The following is a 24,701-nucleotide window of genomic DNA, read 5'->3' on the forward strand; positions in this document are numbered from 1 at the left end:
TTATCCCCGTTGCCATAGGTGTTCGGTTTTACCGTTAACATGCCAAGTTTTATAGTTACTTATGTAATCGTTCGGTCATGCCAACGTGTTATGGGTTGTCGGAGTTTAATATATAGCCGTGTTGTGTTGATGAATAGTTAATGCATACGTATTCATAGTTACCAGTTTAGACTATGTGCTCTGAATACGTATGCAAAAGCTATTCATTTGGTTGTGTCGAATATAGGGCATTCAGTAACGTATGGGCTAGTTGAAAATACTTATACAATAATGGGACTCGCCAATGCGTAAAGTAACAAAGTCTTTGGATTTAATTCCAAAAATGACAATAATCCCGCTTGTGGCATCTTTGAGTGCTTGCCAAATGATGGATACATCACAAGCACCAGAACAACAAGTTGAACAACTCGCACCACAGGCCGCTTATGCTGCGCACTGGCTAACGTCTGAGTTAGTTCTACTTGCGCCCTCTATTGCGACGACAAATTTACAGTTTAAAACGGCATTACTTGAAGGACATATGTCACAGAATGCGGCATTAGATGCAGTTGAATTACCGGCTTGGGTCACCGCTAGCTATCCGCATTTGGCTGATTTTAAGGCATATAAAGTTGCGCTTACCAATCAGCAAGCGAAAAGCTGGGCGAAAGGGCAGGTCAGTGTGGTTGATAGTAAAGGCGCACTTGTGAGCTTTGTACAGCAAGGTGAGCTATTAGATTCGCTTTATACTTTAACTGCGAATGATGCCAATGAAGTGTCTGATCTAGGTGCCACTGTACTGGCAGATTCTGTGCAATTTAAACTGTGGGCACCTACAGCGCAAAAAGTAACTTTGCTGGCGTTTGGTAATAGTCTTCATAATTCGGCTAGCAAAATTGCTATGCAGGAAGATAAAAATACCGGCGTCTGGCAGGTAAAGGCGGACAATGTCGCTGCGCTTGATTATTACCAGTATGAAATCACCGTTTATCACCCAGAAACTCAAAAAGTCGAAACAATTGTTACTACCGACCCTTATGCATTGAGTTTGTCTACAAACAGTACCCATGCCCAAGTTGTTGACTTGAATGATAAAGTCACGCAGCCAACGGGGTGGGCAAGTCATTCGGTGCCGAGCATCAACAAGCCTGAAGACAATGTGTTATATGAAACCCATATTCGCGATTTTAGTGCCAGTGATCAAGCGCTGAGCAACGCTGCTTGGCGTGGTAAATATTTGGCATTTACTGATATGAACTCAGATGGCATGAAGCATTTAACGGCGTTAAGAGATGCCGGCTTAAATAACATTCATCTACTGCCGACTTATGATTTAGGAAGTATCAATGAAGATGCTGAAACGGTCATTGATCATACGTCAAGTATGCAGTTTGTGTGTAAGCAGCTACCTAAGTTAGATGAGTGTCAAAGCACTTGGGAAAAAGGCACACGAGTCGTCGATGTATTAAAAAATTATCCAACAGACTCAGCTAAGGCGCAAAAGCTTGTCAGTGCACTACGTCAATTTGATAACTACAACTGGGGATATGATCCATTCCATTACACAGTGCCAGAAGGCAGCTATGCGACAAATTCGATGGGCGTAACGCGTATTGTTGAATTTAGAGAAATGGTACAACACCTTCACTCAATGGGCTTTCGTGTGATCATGGACGTGGTGTATAACCATACCCATCAATACGGTTTAGCTAAAAATTCCGTGCTCGATAAAATTGTGCCGGGGTATTATCACCGCTTAAATCCGACAACAGGTATTGTTGAGCAATCAACATGTTACACCTGTGGTAATACTGCAACTGAGCGTACCATGATGGCAAAGCTGATGAATGATTCATTAGTGACTTGGGCGCGTGATTACAAGATTGATGGTTTTAGATTCGACTTAATGGGGCACCAACCAAAAGCTGAAATGCTACAAGCGAGAGAGCTAGTACGTGAAGTTGATCCAGATACTTACTTTTACGGTGAAGGTTGGAACTTCGGTGAAGTAGCCAATAATGCACAATTTGTGCAGGCCAGTCAGTTAGAGTTGGGTGGCACTGAGATTGGCACATTTAGCGACCGCCTTCGCGATGCAGTTCGAGGCCCTGGCAACAATACCCGTGACACGCAAGGAGTGGGTAATGGTCTGCTAACATTACCTAACGAATTACAAACTGACGCACAAAGCAAACAACGTTATTTTGTGGCGATGGATCAAGTGCGCATCGGTATGGCGGGTAATCTCGCTGAATATGACTTAGCAAATAAATACAATGGGTTAAATAAACGTTTAGGTAAAGACGTGCCTTATGGCGACCAACCTACAGGTTATGCGTTTGACCCTGCAGACACCATTAACTATGTGTCTAAGCATGATAACCAAACTCTATGGGATAACAGCCAGTACCGCCTAGCGTTTGATTTAACGACCACTGAACGTGTGCGTTTACATGCACAAAGCATGAGTTATGTAATGTATGGTCAAGGTATTCCGTTTATTCATATGGGATCTGAGCTATTGCGCTCAAAGTCATTTTTACGTGACAGCTATGATTATGGAGATTGGTTTAATGCCACAGACTTTGCGGGGCAAAGCAATAACTATGATGTAGGTCTTCCACCTGCCGATAAAGACAAAGATAACTGGCCTTTAATCAAAACGGTACTTGCTGGTCACCAAGACCGAGACGATGTGAATTCAGCAGATATTAAACTGGCAAAAGGCATGTTTATCGATATGCTGAAAATCAGAAATAGTTCTGAGTTATTCCGTCTTGCAACCGCAGATCAAGTTCAGCAAAAAGTCCAATTTTTAAATACGCAAAAATCAGTGAATGATAAAAATCATCAATCAGGTCTAATTGTTATGCAGTTAGATGATACTCAGGGTGAGGCTGTAGATAACAAATTTTCGCGTATTTTGGTGATCTTCAATGCTAATAATGAACAAAATTCATTCAAAGTTGTCGAAAGTCAAGATTACCAGTTACATCCAGTGCTAAAACAGGGTCATGACCCTGTGGTCAAAGAGACAAAAATTACAGCAGAGGGAATTGATGTACCGGCACTGAGCACAGTGGTCTTAGTCAAGTATAAGTAAAACGACCTATACTTTACTGGACTTTTAGTGATTTCATCTATACTGGTTAAATTACTGAGAGTAAAGGTATTCAATTCCCCTTGAATACGAATCTAAAAGCGCTGGCTGCCCCCGGCGCTTTTTTCTTTTTAATAATACCAATCCGCAATAACACTTAATCATTTTGAGGGATTAAACCTGATGATAGCTGCGTTAAAGGTTTCTCATTTAGAACAACTAAATAACGAAATCTTTGCCTTGCCTACATGGATGTAGGTACCTCAGCGATAGCAGGACGCGTGAGCGGTGCTACCAACAAGGTTTTCTTGCCTCAAAATAGACCACTTAGTTAAGCGGTTTGGTATAAATCAAAATAGTCTTATCTTTTTAGCAAAATCTGTAAAATAATCTACAGACAACCTTTTTTCTATTTCGCTCTAGTATGAAAACTCTCTCTGACAGTTACTTTTCACAAATTCATTCTCAAAAGCTGACTCAAGATCCTGCCCAAATGATCGCGTTGAATGCCTTAGATACGTTGGCGAATGCACTTGAACAGGGCAAGCCATGTCAAAGTTTATATTTATATGGCCCAGTTGGGAGAGGCAAAACCATGCTGATGGATTTGTTCTTTGCACATTTATCGAGGGTAACAAAGCAAAGACTGCATTTTCATCACTTTATGGCACAAGTGCATCAAGCGCTTAACGCACTTCAAGGTACGCTTAACCCTTTACAGCAAGTTGCAAAAGACTGGGCAAGTAAAGCCAAGGTACTGTGTTTTGATGAATTTTTTGTCACTGACATTGGTGATGCCATGATCATGGCAAGACTATTCGAAGCACTGTTTAAAGAAGGTGTGATACTGGTAACGACCTCAAATGCACACCCTAAACAGCTTTATCATAATGGCTTAGCAAGAGAACGGTTTTTGCCGACCATAGATCTATTACTGTCGAAGTGTGAAGTCATTAATGTGGCAGGAGAGGTTGATCATCGTTTTGCCCATGGTGCGAACTACACCTATTACTTTGTGCAAAACCAGACTCAGTTCTTAGCGCAATTTGAACGTGTTCATGGTGTGTTAGAAACGAAAAAAATCGAGATATGCCGCAGAGAAGTCGAAGTATTAGGTAAAAGTGAACACGGTTATTTGTTTGATTTTATGGCCTTGTGCTCAACCCCAAGAGCAACTGCAGATTATATCGAGCTGGCGAAAAATCACCGAATTATATTTGTCAGCAAAGTGCCAAAGATGGGCGCTGAACCAGATGAAAAGCGAGTAACTCAAGGTATAGAAGACGGTTACCAACGTGCACATTCAAACATTCAGAATGCCCGTTTTGACGACGAAGCACGGCGTTTTATTGCGCTGGTTGACGAGTGTTACGAACAGCATTGTTTATTGGTAATAGATGCACAGTGTGATTTATGCGAATTATATGTGGGTGAACAATTGGCCTTTGCGTTTGAGCGAACTAAAAGCCGTTTAGTAGAAATGCAGAGCTGGTCATTTGATTAAACATGATCAGGGTATGCAACATTTGAAGTGCCAGAAAAGAACATCCTTGTTTCTTTTGATTTGTGTGAGCCACCTATTTGCAGGTGACTCAAAGTAGGTCTGTGCTTAAAAAGCGTTATTCTTTAAATAAGCTTTCATCAATCACATAAATGTTACTGCTATCATTGAGGTCGAGCACGCCGTAACATTGGCCATCACTGCCCATCAGTGCCATACGGTCGCCTACAACCCAATTACTATTAGCGTAACTGTCGCCAAATTCGAGCGTGCCATAGTTACCATAATATAAAGACCCATCACTGTTGTTGACCCATGCCAATGTCACAGGTGTCTCAGACTGATTATGTACTGCAAATTCAGGCGCATTGTTACTTTGTCGGGAATATGTGGTGAGTAATTCGCAGCTACCAATTTCAGCGGTTGCGACAGGAATAGGGGCTTCGCTCACTGCATCTTTTACAAACTCAGCATCCACTTCGAAGCTATTATCAGTATCGTTGACGATGGCAACGCCTAAACAGTTACCCGCAACATCGCCTAGCATCATACGATCGCCGATCACCCAATTATCCGCGTTGAATGTTTCACCTGCTGCTAATGTTTGGAATGCAGAGCTTGGCTGAGCACCCGAGTAGTTATTGACCCAATACAGTTGAATATCTTTGTCAGAGCTATTATTGACAGTGAAACCTTCTATCTGCTGGCGGCTTCGACCATAGGTTTCAACTAAATTACAGTTGCCCAATGTGCCTTTTTCTGGCCAGTGAGGCAGGTATGGTTCGACAGGTGTGATCAGTGACATAGGTGCAGGTAAATCTACATTGCAGTCCATGCCCGTACATGCCGTTAAATATAGGTCTAAAATATCTGCGCCAGCGAAATCAGAGCCTACTGTGACAAAGTAAGTGCCTAATTCTGGTGCTTCAATCGAACAAGACTCTTCATTGGATGACTCTGTGGTTGAGCTGCAAAGCACAACCTGATCTATAGCTGGGTGTGCAGGTGAGTCTTTGCTCACCCAAAGGTCCACGTTGGTCGAGCCACCAGATGTTTTGAAGGTTAACGCGGGTGTCTCTTCTGATAGAGTGACACTATATACCCAGCCACCACGCCCGTTAATTGGCATCGCTTCACCTAAGGTTAAAGGTTGTGCGCTTGCTTTAAAGTTATCAACTAAGGTCGTTGTACGCCATGTTTTAAAGCTTTCTTCGTAGGCAGTTGAAAATTCTGCTAGCTGGGTACTCACTGTTTCCCATTCACCAGCGCGCATATTCGCAATGAGAGTTTTAACTTCTCCAGGGTGCTGCTCAATCATGTAAGCGACGGCTAAAGTGCCCCAATCATAAAAAGAGCTGTAACTAATGGTGGGAGTTGTAATATCGCTGAGCGAATAAGTTGTTTCTTGATTAGCATCGAGTAACATTTGATATGGGCGCTGATAATAGGTCCCTACATACTCAGCTAACCCTTCTGTCCACCATCCTAAGTCGCCGTTATAACCACCTTCTTTGTTATATCGGCCATCAAGCGCATGTACGTACTCATGAGCGAGTGATCGCACAACTGAGCGACCGCCACTCCACTCTAGGGCATTAAAAGTAAGAATGGTTGAGTCGTGGTACCATTCAGTCGGCGCAGTTTCAAAATAAATACCGCTGCTGTTATCAGATTCCCATAAGTGTTCGACCCAGCTCATATGGTTTGACAGACTAGCAAAGATATTAATATTGGTGATCTCATTTAAATCGTTCGGTACAGGTACACCTGTATCTGCTGATAGTTTGTCATTAAGTACTGTCTCGAAACGAGCTTTGGTTTCTATCAAGGTGTCACAAATACGCTTTTTTGCTTCGTCATCCATCGTTTCTTGAATGCGAACCTGAACCATATCAGCACATAACTCGCTGCTGGCGAATAATGATGTAGTAGCAAAGAGTGTTGCGTCATTCACAGCCTTGTCATCATAGGCGTCTATGAGAATATTGTATCGACCAGGTTGAGGGTTATCGATTATGCAAGTTTCGTGACTATTAGGGCTATTAAAAGATACACAATCAAATACGGGGGCATCACCTGCCTCAGGAAAGCTTTCGTATTTAATGTAAATATCAGGATCGCCCAGTTCTAAACTTTCTTCGCCGCGACTTAAACTAACCAATAAGGTTGGTGCAGCTTCTTCAAGATCGATGTAATAGCCAATAGGCTCTGATGTTGAAAGGCCTTTCTTAACAATATCTAAGGTTAAGATCGGCTCTTCAGCGTATGGAAAGCCACTTTCACCTGAGTTATCACTGCCTGCTCCAGAATCAGAATGTTCTTCTTTAAGCACTTCTGGTTGACTACTATCACTCCCATTACAGCCTGTTAATGCTAACGCGATGCATAGACCTAGCAGTTTTTTCTTATTCATTCTTTGACCTCTTTTTTGTTTTTTTATGATATTTGGTATTAAAGAGGATGAAATTTTTAACATGAATAATATATATTGTATACAGTTTTGCTGTTTTTATTACAAAACAGCTTACTGAGTGCATAGGCATTCAGTGTTTTTAGATAGTGAATTTGAGTCTAAATTAAGGAGGAGAATGCTGATTTTTATCAGAGAGAGATAACCATACTTGTTGATAATGTTTTAGTACTGGCGTGATTTTGTCTTGTTGCTTCAACTCATTAAGGCGTAAGTTGAATTGCTTAACCACTTGCGGACATTTTTTTGAAAAGTGCTGAGTAAAAGCATTGTGTACTTCATAGTTATCTAGCTGTAATACGACATCAAATTTATTTTCAAGCCTATTGCTTCTTAGATAATTTTGGGCCGACATCAACCCTGTGATCACATAGTCGACTCGCTTCATACTTAACATTTGAAAGTTCTGGGCAATACCATGGATCCGTTGAATATTGGGTTGTCGTTTTAGAAAAGTATCTATAAGTTCACCGTGCCTATCCCCTGCATTTATGCTGCCGTTAATTCTCGATAATTGCCATAGACCATTCAGTTGTACTATTTCTCCTTTTCGAGTAAATACCGCCACAGGATTAGCCGCAAAACTCTCTTTTGTAAAATCTAAATATGTCTTTCTTTCAAGTGTTTTCTTCAAAGCAGGAATGAAGTCTACTTTGCTATCTTTGGCACTTTTTAAAACTCTTTTCCAAGGCCCCATATAAACAACATGTGCCTTTACGCCTAATTCTGAAAATATATGTTCACTTAGTTCAATAGATGCACCTGTTAGGGTGTTGCCACTGCGCCAATGAAAAGGAGGGTAATTTGGATGCGCCGACATGGTGATGCTTTGGCAGTTCGGTTTGGCATTAACGTGAGCGTGTATTCCAATTAGAAAAAAACAAAAAGTGAAAATTCTTACAAGCATAGAGTAGCCTTACTATAACTTGTTTAATCATAGTTCATTAAAACGTTTACTTCGTCTGCTTTTTGTTTTTTTCGCATTATTCTTTGAGCTAGGTTATAAGACTATAAGAAAGTTGTTATTAACCCTGCCACACTCAAGGTAACCAATATACTTACGAGGGTACCTAGCATCACATATTCAGTGAGTTTCCTATCTCTTTTTGCGGTTAAATCACCAAATCTAAATACCGACTTTGCTGCTAATATAAAGCCAACAGCAGCCCAGCTATCAATCAGAATGCAAGTAAGCAAAAGTACTCGCTCAAGTTGCCCGATTAAGTTCCCTGCTTGCGGCAAGCTCTCTTCTTCATTCCCCATATATGCCCAGCGTTCAAGTAGCATTCGGATCATCACAGAGGCGGGTGTCAGGACCAATAAATAGCCAAGCCCAATGATGAGGTTACTCGGTGTGCTAATGAATGAGAGTAACTGCTCACTTATATGGAATGGCTCAGATAAATTAAAAGTTATGAGTAAAATGACTAATAAATGCGCGAGTTGGTCGAGTAAAAACGGTATCACTCCCTTACTCGAATATGATTTACCGATATCAATTAAATAGTGACTAACGGTTACAAGCGTCGCATAACCAAAAGCTGCACTACTGACCCCAAAATCATAGTTATGCTGCCATACTGCCAGTGCAATAAAGGCAAGTACACCATGCACTAAACTGTGCCAAATGACTTTAGTTGATTTAAAGTGCCGATTATTTCTGTCATTTACCCAACTCATCGGTTGCAGATAAAAATCAGCAACCACATGTCCAATAATTAACCATAAGAGCAATGTTTGCCATTCAGCCATATTATCTCTCCTTGCTGAAAATGTAAGACTCGCTCAATGTAATGAACTCATCAATTAGGGTGTAATTGGCCAAATTAAGCAACTTTGTTACATTTACTCTACTGGTATTGAGTTGTTCGGCAATATACGCGTGTTCAGGTTTATCTTGTTGAAGATATAAAAGCAGTGCTTGGGCTTGCTTATGGCTTAATTTGCTGAGTAATAGATCAATGAATTTAACATTGAGTAAAAAGCTATCATCGCACTCATTATTATAAACTAATCTTTGATGTTTAATGTTATCAAGACCATGGCCTGCTTGTATTAGAGCTTCGCCTGTCGAAGTGGCAAGTCCATCAGGAGATAATCTTACTTGCCCATGTGCCAGACTCAATTTCACATCTAAGCCTTGTTGCAAAAAAAACAGCCTTATACTAATTGCATGAACAAATAAGGCCTTTGCTTTCGGCAACGCAATTTGAAACCCATCGCCTCTGTAAATGTGAAACTCTGCGCTTACTTCTTTTTTGAGTTTATCCAAGTAACGCTTTAATTGAGCTAGCAGGTGCTCATAATCATTTTGAGCAAGTGATTGTGAACTTACAATATCGGCGGTGATGATACCCATGTAGTCTAGATGTGAATTACGCATTTTAAGTAACCAATTTTAGAAACCTAAATTAATGTAACTTAAAGTGGTTGCTTATTCAAATGTAACCATATTTGGTTTCTTTTTGACGGGTATTAAAGCTGGTTATTCGCTTCAAGTACCCAAACATTTACAACGGGGTTATCTTTTTGATAGCTAATTTTGATATCAAGTAGCTGCCCAGAAACTTGTTCATCGACTTTCATTTTACTTTTAGAAAGGAAATAAAAACCACTGTTGAATGACAGCGAACTGGTATTTTCAATGGCGACGCCTTTTATTTTAGCCAATTCTATCAGCGCATCTTTTATGGCTAACTCAATGGCCGTACTCAGCAATAAATCTGAAGACATAGTGCCGCCATGGCCGAAACTGCCTTGGATCAAGCTGCGGTCTTGATAAACAGCGTGAGACTGCCAGTTTTCTTGTAGTTCAACAGCGCCTTCAGGCAACACAAAATTACCTATTAGCGTACCATGATATTCACATAGCTCATTAAGTACTATGTCATGATGCTGATTAGTTTTAGCTTGGACATTACTTTGTTGACTAAAGCTAGTGGTTTGCCTATTCAATCGGGTGTCAGATGATTGGCTAATAAACTCCGTGGCACGCACCTGGCTTCTAGTGAGTAAATCAGCAATTACACTTGCATTTTGTTGAGCCATGGAGAGTTGCTGATAAGGTGTACTGGTATAAAAGCTTACACCAGTAATAGTATTTGTTTGCTCATCACATAGCCATGTTGGATTACATTTCTGAAATTGGCAAGTGGGCAAGGTTGTCAGTGTTTGTTGTTGGCTTAAGGCAAATGCATCTTGCTCAAGAGTCGCATAACTATAAATAACACCTTGATAAAAGAATTCTGGCATAAAGCGCACTGCATTGCCTGAAGGGAGTTCAAGCTTAGCGGAACTGGCTAGCTGTTGCGCGTCGATATCAGTTATCGCGAACTGATGATGGCTTTGTAATTTAACTAAGGCAGCTTTTCTACTTCCCGATATATTGACCCTTCCTTGACTATCATACTTTGCAGCTGCGCCAATAAATCCGGTTGTTTGCTTATGGACCGGTTTGATAAACCAGTGAGGCGCATTTGTCATCTCTTGTTTTTTAAGGCCCAGCGTGCTGCTACAGCCAGAAAAAAGTGAAAGCCCGGTTAGTGATAAGGCAAGAGAAAAAAGTCTAAACTTCATTATGCTATTCATCCTTAAAAGCAGCATTAACTTATTTTGATTAGCGCATATTAAACATGAATGACCACTAATCGCAAATTTCAGTAGAACTGTCAGTTTGAGCTTGTTGTTCGGCTTCTAACTTGGCACGTTCAGCTTTAGAAATGTACTTTGGTTTATTGCTCTTATGCAATTTTTCATTTGCTTTTTTGTCTTTCTTTTTTAGCTTTTCGTAGATTTTCTTACGTCTATTCATAGTTGGGGCGTATGCAGCCAATCTCGTTAAGTTGGTAGAGGGCTATTTTAATACCAACCCTCAATAATACTCAATCATTTTGAGGGGCTAAAACTGACGCTAGCTTTGTTAAAAATTTTTCATTTAGAACAACTAAACAACAAAATTTTTGCGGTGCTATCGAGCAGTTTTCCTTGCCTCAAAATAGAGCGCTTAATTAAGAGGGCTGGTATAACTGTTTTTCATTAAGCAAAAAAGCAACAAGTACTTTCTTATTGTACTAGCACAACGAATATAATTGTATACAATGTGCAAAATAAGCTAAGTAATAAAAAGCATCAATGTTCACATGCAATAAAACTAGGATATTGATGAGAATACCTTGGAGCCAAATATGATCAAACAAACCCTAACTGCACTTGCCGTTTGTGCAGTACTCGCCGGTTGCTCTACTGAAACAACACAAAAAACAAAGTCAGTAGCGGCGCAACAAGCTCAAGTAAGTCGTGTTGAAGTCGACAACATGATTAATGCGTATACTAAAAACTTCATCAATCATCAGCCTGCTTTAGCAACGTCTTTAAAACTAGATAGCACTGAGTTTGGTCAGTACGCAAATCGTTTACCAAATTACTCATTGGCAGGCATGCAAGCCCTGCAAATAGATATGCATAAAGCGGCGGAGCAACTTAACGCATTGCAGAGTAAGAACCTCTCAGAGAAAGACCGCTTACATGTTGCCGTAAATGAAGTAATTGCTCGTTATTATGCGGGCGACAAGCAGTTCAGTGGTGGTTATATTGATACGTGGGGCGGGCATTTACCATATGTAGTAAATCAAATTTCAGGCCCATTAATTGATATTCCAAATATACTAAAAGATCAACATGGTATTACATCAGAGAAGGATGCCACAGATTATCTTAAACGTTTGTCTGCATTTGCGACTTTAACAGAGCAAGTACGCAGCAAGGTGGCAGATGATGCCAGCAAAGGCATCGTCTTACCTAAACCACTTTTCCCAAACACCTTAGGATATTTAAATAATTTCACAGCGCCAGATGCATCTGAACACCCATTGGTGAGTAGTTTTGCTGAGAAACTTAATGAGCTCAATACGCTTGATGATAAAACCAAAGCGGTTTTAGTTAAAAAAGCAGCGAATATTGTTGAGTCGGAGATCTATCCAGCTTTTGCTGAAGTAGTTCAAGATATGCAAGTGTTAGAAACGAAAGCGCCAACAAAAGTAGGTATTTGGGCGCAGCCGAATGGCGAAGCGTTTTATCAGCATGAAATTACATATCTAGCAGATTCAACCATGACCGCCGAAGAAATTCATAATGTTGGTTTGGCTGAGGTTAAGCGGATTTCTGAGCAGATGGATACAATTTTAAAAGATAATGGCTATACACAAGGCTCAGTTGGCGAGCGTATGCAAAAGCTTAGCGAAGAGCCTCGTTTCTTATTTGCTGACAGCGATGCTGGTCGTGAGGAGTTATTGGCATTCTTACGTGGCGAAATCAAAACCATAGAGGAGAAAGCGCTCGGTTTATTTTCTTCATTACCGCCTCAGGCAGTTGAAGTGAAGCGCATTCCTAAAGCAGTTGAAGCTGGTGCGCCGGGTGGTTACTACAATGCGCCGTCACTTGATGGTAGTCGTCCAGGTATTTTTGCTATTAATCTAAAAGACATGAAAGCGGTCCCAAGCTTTGGCTTAAAAACTTTGACTTATCATGAAGCTGTACCAGGCCACCACTTCCAAATTGCATTAAATATGTTGCAAACAGATATTGGACTAATGCGTCAAAACGCATCATTTAACGGCTTTATTGAAGGTTGGGCACTGTATTCTGAACTAGTCGCTTATGAGATGGGTATGTATGAAAATGATCCATTTGGTGACCTAGGCCGTCTGCAAGCTGAAGCTTACCGCGCAGCACGTTTAGTGGTTGATACTGGTTTGCACCACAAAAGGTGGACGCGCCAGCAAGCAATCGAATACTTCGCTGAAGCGACGGGCTCAGCCATGAGTGATGTAGTATCGGCAATAGATCGCTATATTGCATGGCCGGGTCAGGCGTTAGGTTATAAGTTAGGGATGATTAAGTTTGTTGAATTGCGTGATAAAGCTAGAGCAGAGCTTGGTGACAAGTTTGATATTAAAGCGTTTCATGATTTGATTTTGCTTAAAGGAGCGCGACCTCTTACGATCGTTGAAAGCGATGTCGATGCTTGGATTGCAGTACAAAAACTCTGATAGTTAAAGAAAATGACAAGGTCATTACATTTATGATCAAAAATGGCCACATAAGTGGCCATGAGCTCTCAGCTTTGGTTTAACTTACCAAAAAACTTTAGTCACTCGCATAGTTCCACCATCTGATGCACAACGAGCACCTATAGAACGATCATAAGTTGAAGAAATTTCAAACCATAACTGTTTGCTATTACTGTCTAAACATTGGAAATGATAATAGCGAAAATCTTCTATACTAGACCCTCTAGCGTCGGTGGTAGCGCTAAAAGCAAATGTGCTTGCTGCAATCAGTGCAGTTAAAAGTAGTTTTTTCATTTTAGTATCCTTCATTCTTAGTTTTTTTCCTTTCACATCTGACAAATCTATTTGAGCTATTAAATTATCAGTATGAACAAAATTAATACTACTCATATGAAGGGGTTCTGTCTATATCTAGAAAAACGGTGATTAAAACGCACCATTTTCTGTTAGTAATTGATAAATTGATTCAGCCATTGTTTTGTAGCCAGCCTTATTGAAGTGAATATAATCAGATTTCATGGATGGTTTTTTCATTAATCTAGAAATTAATGTAGGCTCAAATACAACTTGGTGTTTGTCTGCTAAAGCTTGGTAAAGCGGCGCAGAACTTGAGAAAAGGTTTTTTTGAGGTACACCAATGAGCACAACTTCTACGCCGTAGCTTTTTGCTATTTCGATCATGTCATTAAGGTTTTCTTGTGTTTCATCAAGGTTTTTATTTTGTAAAATATCATTTCCGCCTTCTAATAAAATAACTAATGTTGGAGCATGCTGCTCAATGACATCAGCAAATCGATTTAACCCCTCACTGGTTGTTTCTCCAGATATACCTGCATTGATTACTGTGACGCCTGAGAGCGATTCAAGCACGCTTGGGTAGCTATGTTGTTTCGACACGCCGACACCCTGAGTCAAGCTGTCGCCAAAAGCGAGAATGACATCATCCTGTTGTAAACGGCTTAGAGTGGGAGCATCACTACAACCGACTAAAAAGAAAATAAAAAGTAAGCAGAGATTGTTTATTAATTTCATGCTGTGGCCTTATGTATACGAAAGTTGCTTACAAGTGTTTAAAACCAAATAATCTCAAGGTACAAAGTTCAGCGAGATGTCTTTAGAGGTCATTTGGGTATGTAAGCAAAAGGAATGAAACAGAGTCGTAATATAAATGGCTTGTTTGTCTTAAACAACAGCGAGAAGAGCGCAGCGCATTTATTGAGAGGTGTTTAATGTATTAGGACGTTTCGGCTTCTGTTCTTTTAATTTAAGTAAGTTAAAGCGTTGGTTGATACCGATAACCAAGGAAAGAAAAAATAAGCTAAAGAATAACACCACGCTGTAAGTGTTATTTTCAATCATATTGAAAACTAATAAAGCCAAAAAACAAAACGCAGCTAAAAAATATGAGCTTGGTTTGACGACTTGCTTTGCCATTTAAAAGAAGCACCCTATTTAAAATGTTTATTAAGAATCATTATCAAGTCCCTAAATTTGCACCGTATTTTTAGAACTTGCAACTATTGTCGCTAGAATACAGATAAAAACATCCTTTATTATTAATTTTTAATGATACCTACAGTGCATCAATAAAAATGTTTCCACTATGAAAACGTACGGGATGAACTCACCGTATAGCAAGATGACTCTACTTGTGAGACTAGCCGTAAAGGCATAACTTAAACGTTAAAAGAATAAAAAAGGCGACAACATATGAAGAGCTATATACCTATGGCACTGTCCTCGTTAATAAGTCTGGTTGCGACAACAGTGAATGCACACACGCAAATCGAATACATCGATCAACAAAAACTCCATGATATTAATCGCGCTGTATCAGCTACAAATATTGAAAAGGATATAAAAAAGCTCGTTAGCTTTGGTACACGCCATACGTTATCAGAGACAGAGTCGGACACTCGAGGCATTGGTGCAGCAAGGCGTTGGATAAAAGCAGAATTCGAAGCAATTTCTAAAGCCTGTGGCGGTTGCTTAGAAGTATACTATCAGTCTGAAGTTATCAGCGGTGAAAAGCGTATTCCTAACGCTACTGAAGTTGTGAGCGTCATCGCCATACAGCGTGGACAAACAGATCCAAATCGGTTTGTGATGATGTCAGGTGACATAGATTCTCGCATTACAGACGTGATGAATTTCACCGATGATGCACCCGGCGCAAATGATAATGCTTCAGGTTTGGCTGGCACCTTAGAAGCCGCTCGGGTACTGAGTAAGTACAAGTTCAACGGCAGCATAGTCTATGCGGCACTGGCAGGTGAAGAGCAGGGATTGTTCGGTGGCAAGATTATGGCTAAGCAAGCAAAAGCAGATGGCTGGCGATTAAAGGCGGTATTGAACAACGACATGATCGGCAACATTGAAGGTGTAAATGGGGTGATCAATAACACTACCGCACGCATATTTGCCGAAGGCACTCGACAAACAGAAAATGCAGACGACATTCGCAACCGTCGTTTCCGAGGTGGCGAAGTTGACTCGCCTAGCCGTAACTTAGCCCGTTATATAGACTGGATGGCCGACCGTTATATTCCAAACCTAGATACCATGGTGGTGTATCGTTTAGATAGATTCCGCCGTGGTGGACATCATCGTCCATTTAATGATTTAGGTTTCCCTGGTGTGCGCATTATGGAAACTAATGAGAACTATAACCGACAGCATCAAGATTTACGCACCGAAAACGGCATCGCGTACGGAGACACTATTGATGGCGTTAACTTCGATTATGCGGCTAAATTAACAGCGCTCAATGCCGTATCACTTGCAGGAATGGCCTGGGCACCGACGCCACCAGCACAAGTCAGCATTAAAGGGGCAGTTTCACCCGACACCACACTGTCGTGGCAGCTCGCAAATAGCAAAGAGAACCCACAGCTTGCAGGTTATAAGATTTATTGGCGACTAACTGATGCACCGCAATGGCAATACAGCAAGTTCGTAGGCAAAGTTGATAGCTATACGCTGAAAAATGTGGTGATTGATAACTACTTCTTTGGCGTTGCTAGTGTCAGCAAAGATGGTTTTGAAAGCCCTGTGGTGTTCCCAGGACACGCTGGTGATTTTGGGGACTAAGTCTACTCATCGCTTAAATATTTTGGCCGAGCCATTGAGTTCGGCTTTTTTATGCCAGATAAACGGTTTATTCATTCTTAAGTCAGTTAACTTTCCTATAATCCCGCTCTTTTTCTAAATTTAAATTAAGATTTATACTAATCCGCTTAACTAAGTGGTCTATTTTGAGACAAGAAAACCTTGTTGCTAGCTAGGCAAATATTTCGTTATTTAGTTGTTCTAAATGAGAAATCTTTAACGCAGCTATCATCAGGTTTAATCCCTCAAAATGATTAAGTGTTATTGCGGATTGGTATTAAAGAATGATAAGTGGCGAGTGACATTGTGAAAACCTTATGGGATTTTTTAGGTAACCGAAATTGGATGTTGTGGGCACTGTTGCTAGGTGTAGCAACAGGGCTTATTTTTGGTGAGCGGGTGGCATTTTTACAACCCATAGGTACTGGGTTTGTTAAGCTAATGCAGATCACAATCTTTCCTTATATTGTGGTCAGTTTAATAGTTGGTTTAGGTAAGTTTAATCCCGAGCAAGTTCGCAGCATTTTAGTTAAAGCAGCCACAGTCATGGTCTTGTTATGGGTGTTAGGCTTGGCTGCAATTTGGTGTTTTGCGTTTACGCTGCCCCAACATGATGCAGGTACGTTTTTTTCACCTGCGCTTGTATCTCCAGCGGGCTCAATCGATTTTGTTGAGCAATATATCCCCGATAATCCATTTGCTTCTTTGGCCGAAGGTAACGTGCCTGCCATTGTGATATTTTGTATTGCGCTTGGTATGTCGTTGATTGCCAACAAGCGTAAAGGGCAAGTCCTCGATTTTTTAGAAGTGGTTGGGCAGGGCTTAACGGTGATCTCTAAAAAGGTTATTGCGATCTTCCCAATTGGTATTTTTGCAATGACAGCAAGTACAGCGGGCACGCTCAGTGTTGAGCAGCTTCATAACTTACAAGTCTATTGGGTATTGGTATTATGTCTTGGTTTGTATTTAATGTTGGTGCTCATGCCAATGCTGGTGGCTGCTGCAACCCCAGTTAAATATCGAGATCTTATTTATGTGATGCGTAATGCATGGATCACGGCTTTCAGTACTGGCAATGTGTTCATTGTTTTGCCTGTGATCACTGAAGGCATTAAAGCGCATTTACGCAAAATTGGTCGGGCTGATGAGCAAGCGGATCATATAGCAGAGGTCTTAGTGCCAATTGCTTATACTTTTCCAAGCCTTGGTAAGTTAACTACGTTAATGTTTGTGATGTTCGCGGCGTGGCTTACGGGCAACCCGGTCAGTTTTAGTGATATTCCTAACGTCACTTTATCGGCTATGTTAAGTTATTTTGCCAATGTACACATTGCCATTCCATTTATGCTCGATACGTTGCGTATTCCAGCCGATAGCTATCAGCTTTATCTTTCAATGTCGGTATTGAGTGCTAAAGTCGTCTCTCCAACCACAGTGGTATATATCTTCGCCTTTGTGCTATTGAGCATTTTTTACTGTCGAAAACAGCTGCACTTTAAGCGTTTAAGAGCGGCTTATTATGTTATTTTACCATCGGCACTATTGCCTGCTTTTATGCTGGCCAGTTTTACCTTTAATACTCAACTGGCTGCGAGCAGCAAAGCGGCTAATGAAGTCATAGCGAACATGGTGGTGTCAGATAAAGTGCCAGCACATGTGTTAAACCATGTGCCAAAAGCCTACCAAAGTGGCGAGTTGTCTTTAACTAACATTGATGTCATTAAGAGGCGTAACCTACTGCGCATAGGCTACGTAGTAGATAACGTGCCTTTTAGCTATTTCAATCAGAAAAATGAACTTGTAGGCTTTGATATAAGCTTGGCCCATAAGTTAGCCAGTGACTTAGATGTTGAAGTCGAATTTATTCCATTCAAAAAGTACCAATTGAGTGAATACCTTAATAAAGGTTATTTCGATATTGCGATGTCAGGATTAGAAATAAATGTTGCTGACTTAACTAAGGTGCGTTTCAGTCACAAAGTGCTAGAACTGCAATTGGCTATTTTAGCGAAGGACTATGAACTCGCGCGTTTTAAAAGTGTTGAGCAAATCCGAAACTCTGGAAATTTAAACATTGCGCACATGGAATACGCTCCGTTGTTAAAGCAAGTGAGCCAGCGCACCAGCTCAATTCAGTTTAAACAGTTATCAACTCTGCAAGATTACTTTAAATCCCCAGAGAAGTTTGATGGCTTGGTTATTAGTGCTGAAGCTGGGTTTGCATGGAGCATGTTCTACCCTGAATATGGTGTGGTTGTGCCTGAAGGCGGCATGCAAAAATACCCGGTTGGTTTTGCTGTTGCAAAACGTAATCTAGATTTATTGAGTTACCTTGATGCTTGGCTGGCCATTCAACAAACTAATGGCAGCATTAATAATGCTTATAATTACTGGATTTTAGGGCAAGGAACTCAGTCAAAAGAAACCCGCTGGTCGGTACTTGATGATGTAATAGAGTCCGGCGAGAAAAAGTAGCGAAGCTCCAGAAAGGTTTGAGAGCACGGATTAAAACCGTGCTCTCGTTGGTTTAGCTCTCAACGGAACTGAGCAAATCGTTACTATCTAAGCGGTGATGTAAAAGCACAGCTAAGCTCCATGTTGATAATGACAAAGCAGTGGCAAGTGCAGCACCAGTTAAGCCAAATTTAGGAATAAACAACATATTGGCAATTACATTAATCGCAACTGCAATCACACCAAACTCAACCACTTGCTTACCTTGCCCTGTATATTGCAGCCAAGTTGCAGTGATAGCAGCAATTGCTGTTATTGCATAACTGGGAATTAATATTAGTAGGGCATTTTTCGCATCAGAATAGTCTGTACCGAACAGCTTCAATAAGTCATCAGAGACAAACCAAAGCAAAGTACCGATTAAAGTTGTCATCATGAGAGTAATAACTCGAGCTTTATTGAAAAGCTTTTTAGCTAAATCTGGGTGGTTATCAAGTTGTCTGCCAATGAGTGGCAGAAATAAGCTCGCAATTGTAACCTGCGTCACAGGAATGATATGCGCAAGAGTATTCGCAGCAGAAAAATGCCCAACATCATGCTCATTTGCTAACCATTCAAGCATTAATAAATCAGTTTGATTTAACATCAGTGTTACCAGCATAGCTAACATCATAGGAATAGATTGTTTTAGCAGTGCTTTGTCAGAAATGACAGGCTCAAAAGGGGTGAGAGTAATAATATTCTTTTGGAATAATAGCCATATTTGCCATACCACAATGACAATCACAATCATGATCCCCGCAACGATGACAAGCTCAACATTAATATCAATATAAAAATACGCTAACGCTAGAACTGCGCATGTTTTTAAAAGAGGGAGTGCAACACGCCATGGTAAGTTTGAAAAAGCCAACAGTTTCGCACTTTGAAGTACTCGGCTTAATAGAGCACCGAGCGCAATAATAGGGACTGCAACAATCATTAAAGATAGGGCATGGTGGCCATCAGCATCGAAGTGGATGACATGGAAATAACTTAAAAACCAAATTAGTGAAATAATAAAAATTGAAATGATGAATGCGCGTTTTATATAGCAAGCTAAATAGGCTGATACTGCGGAATTGTCCTTTTCTGCTATATGTTTTGACAAGATTCGAGGTGCGAGTCTGTCTCCTCCAAGTAAAACCAGTACTGACGCAAGCATAGTGATACTGTAAGCTACTTTATAGTCACCATATTGATGTGCTTCTAAATGCTGACTTAAGGTAACATTAAACCAATAATCAGCGGCATAACCAAAAATTATTGAGAAAACGAGTAGCCAGGTACCTCGACTTAAATAGTTTTTTTGGTCTTCCACATTCTTACCCTAATTCGCGTTTTTTAATAAATTATCACCAAATCTTGAATAGAATATGGAAGTAGATTGCTTAAGGTATTACTTAATGTTTACATTTTTTATTTTGATAAATGCTTCACCACCTTGAGCATCGGTTAACTTCGGTACAAAGTAAAGCGCAGAGACATGCTCTGTAATAATGCCTTTATCGGTTGAAGAAGCGGGTGTCCAACTCGGTCGTTGAAAATCATTCAGGGTGACAGTTTGAGTTGTCCAAACATTTGCAGCCGGTAAAGCTGTTTGGTAATGAGCATAAGTTTTATCACCATCTCCCCCATAATCCTTTTGCGATAATTTGATGATCATGTCTTTATCACTTTGGTAAGTCAGTGTGATACTTGCCTGCTCAGGCAACTGTTTGTTTGGTAGGTCGTAAATTAGCTCAACCCAAGAGTTGTTTAGCTTATCAACTCTAGGAACGCGTTTAAATGCAATTTCTACCTGCTCTGTAGTGACAAGAGAACCATTCAAAATAGCTTGGCTACCATGTGGATCTGTTGCATAACGCCAATGTGTTTCATCCAGTGTGGCTGTATCGGTGCTTTGACAACCAAGAAGAGAGACAGAGAGCATGGCACTCAAACCGAAAAGTAATTTATTCATTATAGTGTCCCTGTATTATTGTTAGAACAAGATAAAAGCAAGGAGCTACAAAAAGCAAAATAATCAGATATACCGAAAATAGCTTACATGAAGGTTTTAAAAGCTGTTGCACTGATGTAGGCAGTTGAAAATACTAACTTGGTGCAATATAAAAATATCAGTGAATTTTCCTCAATAAAATCATGGTAAAAAAGATGGTCTGAGAGTTGCTTTAAGAGAGTAGGATAATTTTCAAAAGTGACTTTATTATGACCGTGGCATTTAGTTACCAAAACACTGCATCTCTTCATTTTTTACCCGCTAAATTGCGTATTGGCGGATTAGAGGAGCGTCAAGTTATCAAGCTTCTAAAGGAGCATATCATTGATATGTATGAGCACTCTCCAGAGGAGTGTGTTCACACGCTTAATATCAATGCACTGCAAAGTAAAACCATTAAATTTTGGAGTGCATGGCGAGGAAACGAAGCAGTAGGGTGTGTCGCACTTAAATATTTGTCCCCCTACCATTGTGAAATAAAATCAATGCGAACCAGCAGCCAAGCCCGAGGTACGGGAGTGGGTAGTCAGTTACTTAATCATGTTATTGAGTATGCAAAGCTAAATGGTGTAAAACGTTTAAGTTTAGAAACTGGCACCATGGATTTCTTTGCGCCAGCTCGTAAGTTGTATCGTAAAAAAGGCTTTGAACCATGTGGACCTTTTGGCGACTATGAGGTTGATCCGCATTCGTGTTTTATGACTTTGATTCTATAGTCAGTTTGAACTGTACCTAAATGTCATTTATCTGAAATAAATCTGTAGTAATGTTATGGCATCAAAGTTGAGACAAGCTATTACATAAGCTTGTTTATATGGTGGTATAAACCTATCAGGTTAGGGTAAAGTGCCGAAATTCAGATATAAATTTAAAGCATTCAGTATTGCGCTGGCAGGGATGCTTATCGTCATTGCCATACTTTACCCAAAAGAGGTCGCTAACAAAAGGTTTGCGCTTTTAAATCAGGTACATTCAGATTTTAATTGGCTATTGCGAGATTTAAATCAGCAACTCGAACAACTTAATCACTTCTTTCTTGAGCATGACAATTTAGACGCTTCTTGTAATGCGCAAACGTTACATGAACTACGTCGAGCACACTTTAAAATCCCCAATATTGCAGAAATGGGCATTGTGAACCCTAACGGGGAGCTAATCTGTACCAGTTGGATCAAACTCGATACACCAATTAAAACCGCAGGACCAAAGCCTGCTCGTTCCGCAGAGCTACGTTTCTTTGGACCAATTCATACTAGTTTTATAGGTGAAGCTGCACTGGTTATCGCGAAAACCCGTACCGATGGCTATGAAATAAACGCTTTGTTACCGCAATCCATATTGAATCGCCATCTTGATGATTTAGATAGGCCTTATAACTACATTGTGATTGCCGATTCAAAATCTGGTGTGCCTATTTTTAAGGTGGGTGATTACAGCTTGCCAGTTGACACCCAATTGTTTCCTATTAAAGAGCCAATTACGCTCGAAAGCAGCCTGTTTGATGATAGTCAGTCGCACGTGCTGGTGGCATCGCCCCTTACAAACTTATCATCCTTGTCGCTGTTGTTAGCCATAAATGAAGATGCGCTTTATAAAAAAGTCTATCAGCCATCTACTATCAGTCTAGTCATTTATGGGGTGACATTTTTACTGCTGTTTTTATTAGTTAAAAACTATCAAAAATATTATCAAAGCCGTAAAAGTCAGCTCAAAGACGCTATTTCGCAAGGACAAGTGACTAATTTCTATCAGCTCATTTGGGATACCAGAACCCGTGGTTTTATCGGTGCAGAAACCTTAGTGCGCCTAAACGACCCGATTGAAGGCATATTAACGCCCAACTTGTTTTTGGCAGATATAGAGGCCAATAACTTACTCAAAGAAATGACCTATGAAATTATAAAAACACTAATACAAGACGCGGAAGTGCTCACTCAACAGCATAAAATTAAAAAGGTGAATATCAATATCACTGGCGAGCATTTAAAAGACGCGCATTTTAAAACTCTTATTTTGGAGTTAAATCAGCTTATTCCTTTGCTAGTACTGGAGCTGACCGAAAATGAGCTGTTAGAGTTTGATAATCAGAAAGTGATGCAAACCATTCAAGACTTCAAAGCAGAAGGAATTTTATTGGCGATAGATGACTTTGGGACGGGCTATGCGGGCTTACAGTATTTAAAGTCGTTACCACTAGATATCATAAAAATCGATCAAAGTTATGTGGCGGCCATTGGCACCGAATCTCAACTTGCGACTATGTTAGATGCCCTGATAGAGCTTGCTAAAACCTTTAAAATTGATGTTGTAGCAGAAGGGGTTGAGACTCAAGCGCAAGCAGATTACTTAGTCGATAAAGGCGTGTATTTACATCAAGGGTGGAAATACCACAAAGCCTGTTTGCTGAGCGGTATTCCCATTCGATAATAGGGTGATAGTTTAGTCAAAGCTATAACGTCTTTTAACCTCAACAACCTCGACGACATAAGATTTATACCATTTATCTCGACCTAACTGCTGAGCAACGGCATGTTGGCTGTCTTGGTGCCAATGTTTTATGTCATCTTCGTTAAGCCAAGAATACCAATCCTCAATAATACTCAATCATTTTAAGGGACTAAAACTGACGCTAACTTCGTTGAAAATTTCTTATTTAGAACAACTAAATCGCAAAATTTTCGCCTCGTTATCGACTAGTTTTCCTTGCCTTAAAATAGTTCGCTTAATTAAGAGAATTGGTATAAGAAATCGCGACTTCTTGGTCGCCCTCTTGCACTGCTAAAAAGTCTTGGCAGTTGTACTTTTCAAAAGCGAGCTCACGCATCACGCTGACCATTTTCGAATAGTCAGAATCTTGTTGATTGGCGATGGCTTTAAAAATGACGGCGTACATACTTGCTCCTCTATACTCAATAAACGACTTATAAATGTGTGGTTCTAAAAGCCTGATAGCCAGACAGCGCTTTGGGGACTGACATAACAGGATTCTCATTGTGTCCAGCACCTAGGCTAAAACTATGCCGCCAAGTGAGATTTTCAGGCGCATCTTGCTCTAAGACTTCAATTAAGCCATTAAAGGCACCTGTCATGATTTCATTGATCTTTTCTTGTTCGCCTAGAGATAAATAAAAGAATTTAGGTTTTCCAGCTAATTGTTGAATGTCTTTTCTAAATTGTTCAACAACCACAGAGCCGTCATACCAAGCTGCGGGACTAAAAGCAAAGTAACCGTTAAATAAGTCGGGCTTGGTGACCATGGTGTAAATTACAAAACTGCCACCAGCAGAAAAGCCGCTTAAAATGCGCTCGCCACTGAGAGAATAATGTTTATCCATATAGGGCAGCACTTCGGTCTCGATAAATGACAAGAACAAGTCTGCTTTGCCAAATATTTCAGGGTTGTTATCGCTTGCAGGGCGAGGTTCGATATTTACATCGCGACGCGCATAAGGGGGCACTAAATCTCGGTTGCGGGTATTGGTCCAAAACTGATTCGGAATAGACACTAAAATAGCTTCGGGGTAAGTTTTTTGCTCGGCAAACTCATCCAATACAGTGTCCCAGCGGGCTAGATTAAAGTTGCCATCAGAGCGAATAATGAGGGGGTATTGTTTATCAGCAGAATAATTTTCGGGCAAGCGGATAAATATTTTTCGAGACTCATTGAGTACCTGAGACTCAATCACGCGGTCTTCAAAGTCAGACATATAGTATTTGTTATATTGATAGGCTTTAAAGCCTGAAAACCCTACTGCAGCGAGTAAAGCGGAGCCTAACAGCCAAGATTTCTTATTTGATTTTATTTTTTTAAACATACTTTAAATACCTAAGTCCTTGTTTCTGATTGGGTAACTTAATTTAAAACAGTGGGCATGAAAAGTAATCGTTGCATTCTTGCTAATCAAAATTGTAAGCAAAGGTGTAAGCAAATATGTGAAAATGTTTCTTCACATTCCTTTCACAGCCAATCATCAATACTA

At 40.3% G+C, this 24,701-nt stretch carries 21 protein-coding genes; 7 read left to right on the top strand and 14 right to left on the bottom strand.

All coding sequences use genetic code 11. The features are described 5' to 3' along the window. Positions 1 to 283: 283 nt before the first annotated feature. The gene (gene pulA / locus PP2015_RS18545; RefSeq protein ID WP_058031989.1) at positions 284 to 3,082 is read left to right on the top strand and encodes a pullulanase-type alpha-1,6-glucosidase; all 2,799 of its coding nucleotides are present in this window, start codon (positions 284 to 286) and stop codon (positions 3,080 to 3,082) included. A 421-nt stretch (positions 3,083 to 3,503) separates the two neighbouring features. Beyond that, positions 3,504 to 4,583, top strand: coding sequence for a cell division protein ZapE (gene zapE, locus PP2015_RS18550; protein ID WP_058031990.1), 1,080 nt, complete (start codon positions 3,504 to 3,506; stop codon positions 4,581 to 4,583). 115 nt (positions 4,584 to 4,698) lie between these two features. Here the strand turns inward: zapE and PP2015_RS18555 are convergent, their stop codons facing one another. The 6 genes from PP2015_RS18555 to PP2015_RS21720 all read right to left on the bottom strand — a co-directional run bounded on the left by PP2015_RS18555 (position 4,699) and on the right by PP2015_RS21720 (position 10,861). Further along, positions 4,699 to 6,993 (bottom strand): collagenase, encoded by a 2,295-nt coding sequence (locus tag PP2015_RS18555; RefSeq protein WP_058031991.1) that lies wholly within the window; start codon positions 6,991 to 6,993, stop codon positions 4,699 to 4,701. Between the two features lie 163 nt (positions 6,994 to 7,156). Continuing rightward, a complete protein-coding gene (locus tag PP2015_RS18560) occupies positions 7,157 to 7,957 on the bottom strand; it encodes a substrate-binding periplasmic protein (RefSeq protein ID WP_083496680.1) in 801 nt (266 codons plus the stop codon). Positions 7,958 to 8,058: 101 nt separating this feature from the next. Beyond that, positions 8,059 to 8,802 carry a DUF3307 domain-containing protein gene (locus PP2015_RS18565; protein ID WP_058031993.1) on the bottom strand — a complete coding sequence of 248 codons (744 nt, stop codon included), beginning with the start codon at positions 8,800 to 8,802 and terminating at the stop codon, positions 8,059 to 8,061. A gap of 1 nt (position 8,803) precedes the next feature. Further along, on the bottom strand, positions 8,804 to 9,433 hold the full coding sequence (locus PP2015_RS18570) for a hypothetical protein (protein WP_058031994.1): 630 nt from the start codon (positions 9,431 to 9,433) through the stop codon (positions 8,804 to 8,806). Between the two features lie 92 nt (positions 9,434 to 9,525). After that, complete coding sequence (locus PP2015_RS18575) at positions 9,526 to 10,626, bottom strand: hypothetical protein (RefSeq protein ID WP_058031995.1); 1,101 nt, start codon at positions 10,624 to 10,626, stop codon at positions 9,526 to 9,528. A 67-nt stretch (positions 10,627 to 10,693) separates the two neighbouring features. After that, positions 10,694 to 10,861, bottom strand: a complete 168-nt coding sequence (locus tag PP2015_RS21720) for a DUF2986 domain-containing protein (RefSeq protein ID WP_083496681.1) — start codon at positions 10,859 to 10,861, stop codon at positions 10,694 to 10,696. Between the two features lie 373 nt (positions 10,862 to 11,234). Here PP2015_RS21720 and PP2015_RS18580 point away from each other — a divergent pair, with 373 nt between their 5' ends. Beyond that, on the top strand, positions 11,235 to 13,097 hold the full coding sequence (locus PP2015_RS18580) for a DUF885 domain-containing protein (RefSeq protein ID WP_058031996.1): 1,863 nt from the start codon (positions 11,235 to 11,237) through the stop codon (positions 13,095 to 13,097). An 84-nt stretch (positions 13,098 to 13,181) separates the two neighbouring features. Here the strand turns inward: PP2015_RS18580 and PP2015_RS18585 are convergent, their stop codons facing one another. The 3 genes from PP2015_RS18585 to PP2015_RS18595 form a co-directional block, all read right to left on the bottom strand. After that, on the bottom strand, positions 13,182 to 13,508 hold the full coding sequence (locus tag PP2015_RS18585) for a hypothetical protein (RefSeq protein ID WP_128724381.1): 327 nt from the start codon (positions 13,506 to 13,508) through the stop codon (positions 13,182 to 13,184). Positions 13,509 to 13,544: 36 nt separating this feature from the next. Further along, positions 13,545 to 14,150 carry an arylesterase gene (locus PP2015_RS18590; RefSeq protein WP_058031998.1) on the bottom strand — a complete coding sequence of 202 codons (606 nt, stop codon included), beginning with the start codon at positions 14,148 to 14,150 and terminating at the stop codon, positions 13,545 to 13,547. A gap of 180 nt (positions 14,151 to 14,330) precedes the next feature. Then, complete coding sequence (locus tag PP2015_RS18595) at positions 14,331 to 14,552, bottom strand: hypothetical protein (protein ID WP_058031999.1); 222 nt, start codon at positions 14,550 to 14,552, stop codon at positions 14,331 to 14,333. 276 nt (positions 14,553 to 14,828) lie between these two features. On the opposite strand from PP2015_RS18595, the gene PP2015_RS18600 reads away from it, so the two are divergent. Beyond that, positions 14,829 to 16,208, top strand: a complete 1,380-nt coding sequence (locus PP2015_RS18600; protein WP_058032000.1) for a M28 family metallopeptidase — start codon at positions 14,829 to 14,831, stop codon at positions 16,206 to 16,208. Between the two features lie 363 nt (positions 16,209 to 16,571). Next, positions 16,572 to 18,701: a cation:dicarboxylate symporter family transporter gene (locus tag PP2015_RS18605; RefSeq protein WP_058032553.1), complete on the top strand. Its 2,130-nt coding sequence runs from the start codon at positions 16,572 to 16,574 to the stop codon at positions 18,699 to 18,701. Positions 18,702 to 18,753: 52 nt separating this feature from the next. On the opposite strand, the gene PP2015_RS18610 is transcribed toward PP2015_RS18605, so the two are convergent. Next, on the bottom strand, positions 18,754 to 20,040 hold the full coding sequence (locus tag PP2015_RS18610) for an oligosaccharide flippase family protein (RefSeq protein ID WP_058032001.1): 1,287 nt from the start codon (positions 20,038 to 20,040) through the stop codon (positions 18,754 to 18,756). Between the two features lie 78 nt (positions 20,041 to 20,118). Beyond that, positions 20,119 to 20,682, bottom strand: a complete 564-nt coding sequence (locus PP2015_RS18615; protein WP_058032002.1) for a hypothetical protein — start codon at positions 20,680 to 20,682, stop codon at positions 20,119 to 20,121. Positions 20,683 to 20,930: 248 nt separating this feature from the next. Here PP2015_RS18615 and PP2015_RS18620 point away from each other — a divergent pair, with 248 nt between their 5' ends. Both PP2015_RS18620 and PP2015_RS18625 read left to right on the top strand, forming a co-directional pair. Beyond that, positions 20,931 to 21,437, top strand: a complete 507-nt coding sequence (locus tag PP2015_RS18620) for a GNAT family N-acetyltransferase (protein ID WP_058032003.1) — start codon at positions 20,931 to 20,933, stop codon at positions 21,435 to 21,437. Positions 21,438 to 21,567: 130 nt separating this feature from the next. Then, the gene (locus PP2015_RS18625; protein ID WP_058032004.1) at positions 21,568 to 23,148 is read left to right on the top strand and encodes an EAL domain-containing protein; all 1,581 of its coding nucleotides are present in this window, start codon (positions 21,568 to 21,570) and stop codon (positions 23,146 to 23,148) included. A gap of 12 nt (positions 23,149 to 23,160) precedes the next feature. Here the strand turns inward: PP2015_RS18625 and PP2015_RS21955 are convergent, their stop codons facing one another. The 3 genes from PP2015_RS21955 to PP2015_RS18630 all read right to left on the bottom strand — a co-directional run bounded on the left by PP2015_RS21955 (position 23,161) and on the right by PP2015_RS18630 (position 24,536). After that, positions 23,161 to 23,325 (bottom strand): hypothetical protein, encoded by a 165-nt coding sequence (locus PP2015_RS21955; RefSeq protein WP_157599114.1) that lies wholly within the window; start codon positions 23,323 to 23,325, stop codon positions 23,161 to 23,163. A gap of 118 nt (positions 23,326 to 23,443) precedes the next feature. Then, on the bottom strand, positions 23,444 to 23,614 hold the full coding sequence (locus PP2015_RS21960; protein ID WP_157599115.1) for a hypothetical protein: 171 nt from the start codon (positions 23,612 to 23,614) through the stop codon (positions 23,444 to 23,446). Between the two features lie 28 nt (positions 23,615 to 23,642). Then, positions 23,643 to 24,536, bottom strand: coding sequence for an alpha/beta hydrolase (locus PP2015_RS18630; RefSeq protein ID WP_058032005.1), 894 nt, complete (start codon positions 24,534 to 24,536; stop codon positions 23,643 to 23,645). Positions 24,537 to 24,701 lie beyond the last annotated feature (165 nt).

This window comes from Pseudoalteromonas phenolica (assembly GCF_001444405.1).
GTDB classification, from domain to species: Bacteria; Pseudomonadota; Gammaproteobacteria; order Enterobacterales; family Alteromonadaceae; genus Pseudoalteromonas; species Pseudoalteromonas phenolica.

Excerpts from the sequence above, each read along its gene's own strand:
- PP2015_RS21720 (WP_083496681.1), bottom strand. The coding sequence starts at position 10,861 with ATGAATAGACGTAAGAAAATCTACGAAAAGCTAAAAAAGAAAGACAAA.
- PP2015_RS18595 (WP_058031999.1), bottom strand. The coding sequence starts at position 14,552 with ATGGCAAAGCAAGTCGTCAAACCAAGCTCATATTTTTTAGCTGCGTTT.
- PP2015_RS18620 (WP_058032003.1), top strand. The coding sequence starts at position 20,931 with ATGACCGTGGCATTTAGTTACCAAAACACTGCATCTCTTCATTTTTTA.
- PP2015_RS18615 (WP_058032002.1), bottom strand. The coding sequence starts at position 20,682 with ATGAATAAATTACTTTTCGGTTTGAGTGCCATGCTCTCTGTCTCTCTT.
- zapE (WP_058031990.1), top strand. The coding sequence starts at position 3,504 with ATGAAAACTCTCTCTGACAGTTACTTTTCACAAATTCATTCTCAAAAG.
- PP2015_RS18575 (WP_058031995.1), bottom strand. The coding sequence starts at position 10,626 with ATGAAGTTTAGACTTTTTTCTCTTGCCTTATCACTAACCGGGCTTTCA.
- PP2015_RS18570 (WP_058031994.1), bottom strand. The coding sequence starts at position 9,433 with ATGCGTAATTCACATCTAGACTACATGGGTATCATCACCGCCGATATT.
- PP2015_RS18565 (WP_058031993.1), bottom strand. The coding sequence starts at position 8,802 with ATGGCTGAATGGCAAACATTGCTCTTATGGTTAATTATTGGACATGTG.
- PP2015_RS18580 (WP_058031996.1), top strand. The coding sequence starts at position 11,235 with ATGATCAAACAAACCCTAACTGCACTTGCCGTTTGTGCAGTACTCGCC.
- PP2015_RS18600 (WP_058032000.1), top strand. The coding sequence starts at position 14,829 with ATGAAGAGCTATATACCTATGGCACTGTCCTCGTTAATAAGTCTGGTT.
- PP2015_RS18560 (WP_083496680.1), bottom strand. The coding sequence starts at position 7,957 with ATGCTTGTAAGAATTTTCACTTTTTGTTTTTTTCTAATTGGAATACAC.
- PP2015_RS18555 (WP_058031991.1), bottom strand. The coding sequence starts at position 6,993 with ATGAATAAGAAAAAACTGCTAGGTCTATGCATCGCGTTAGCATTAACA.
- PP2015_RS18630 (WP_058032005.1), bottom strand. The coding sequence starts at position 24,536 with ATGTTTAAAAAAATAAAATCAAATAAGAAATCTTGGCTGTTAGGCTCC.
- PP2015_RS18605 (WP_058032553.1), top strand. The coding sequence starts at position 16,572 with ATGTTGTGGGCACTGTTGCTAGGTGTAGCAACAGGGCTTATTTTTGGT.
- PP2015_RS18590 (WP_058031998.1), bottom strand. The coding sequence starts at position 14,150 with ATGAAATTAATAAACAATCTCTGCTTACTTTTTATTTTCTTTTTAGTC.
- PP2015_RS18585 (WP_128724381.1), bottom strand. The coding sequence starts at position 13,508 with ATGAGTAGTATTAATTTTGTTCATACTGATAATTTAATAGCTCAAATA.
- pulA (WP_058031989.1), top strand. The coding sequence starts at position 284 with ATGCGTAAAGTAACAAAGTCTTTGGATTTAATTCCAAAAATGACAATA.
- PP2015_RS21960 (WP_157599115.1), bottom strand. The coding sequence starts at position 23,614 with ATGTACGCCGTCATTTTTAAAGCCATCGCCAATCAACAAGATTCTGAC.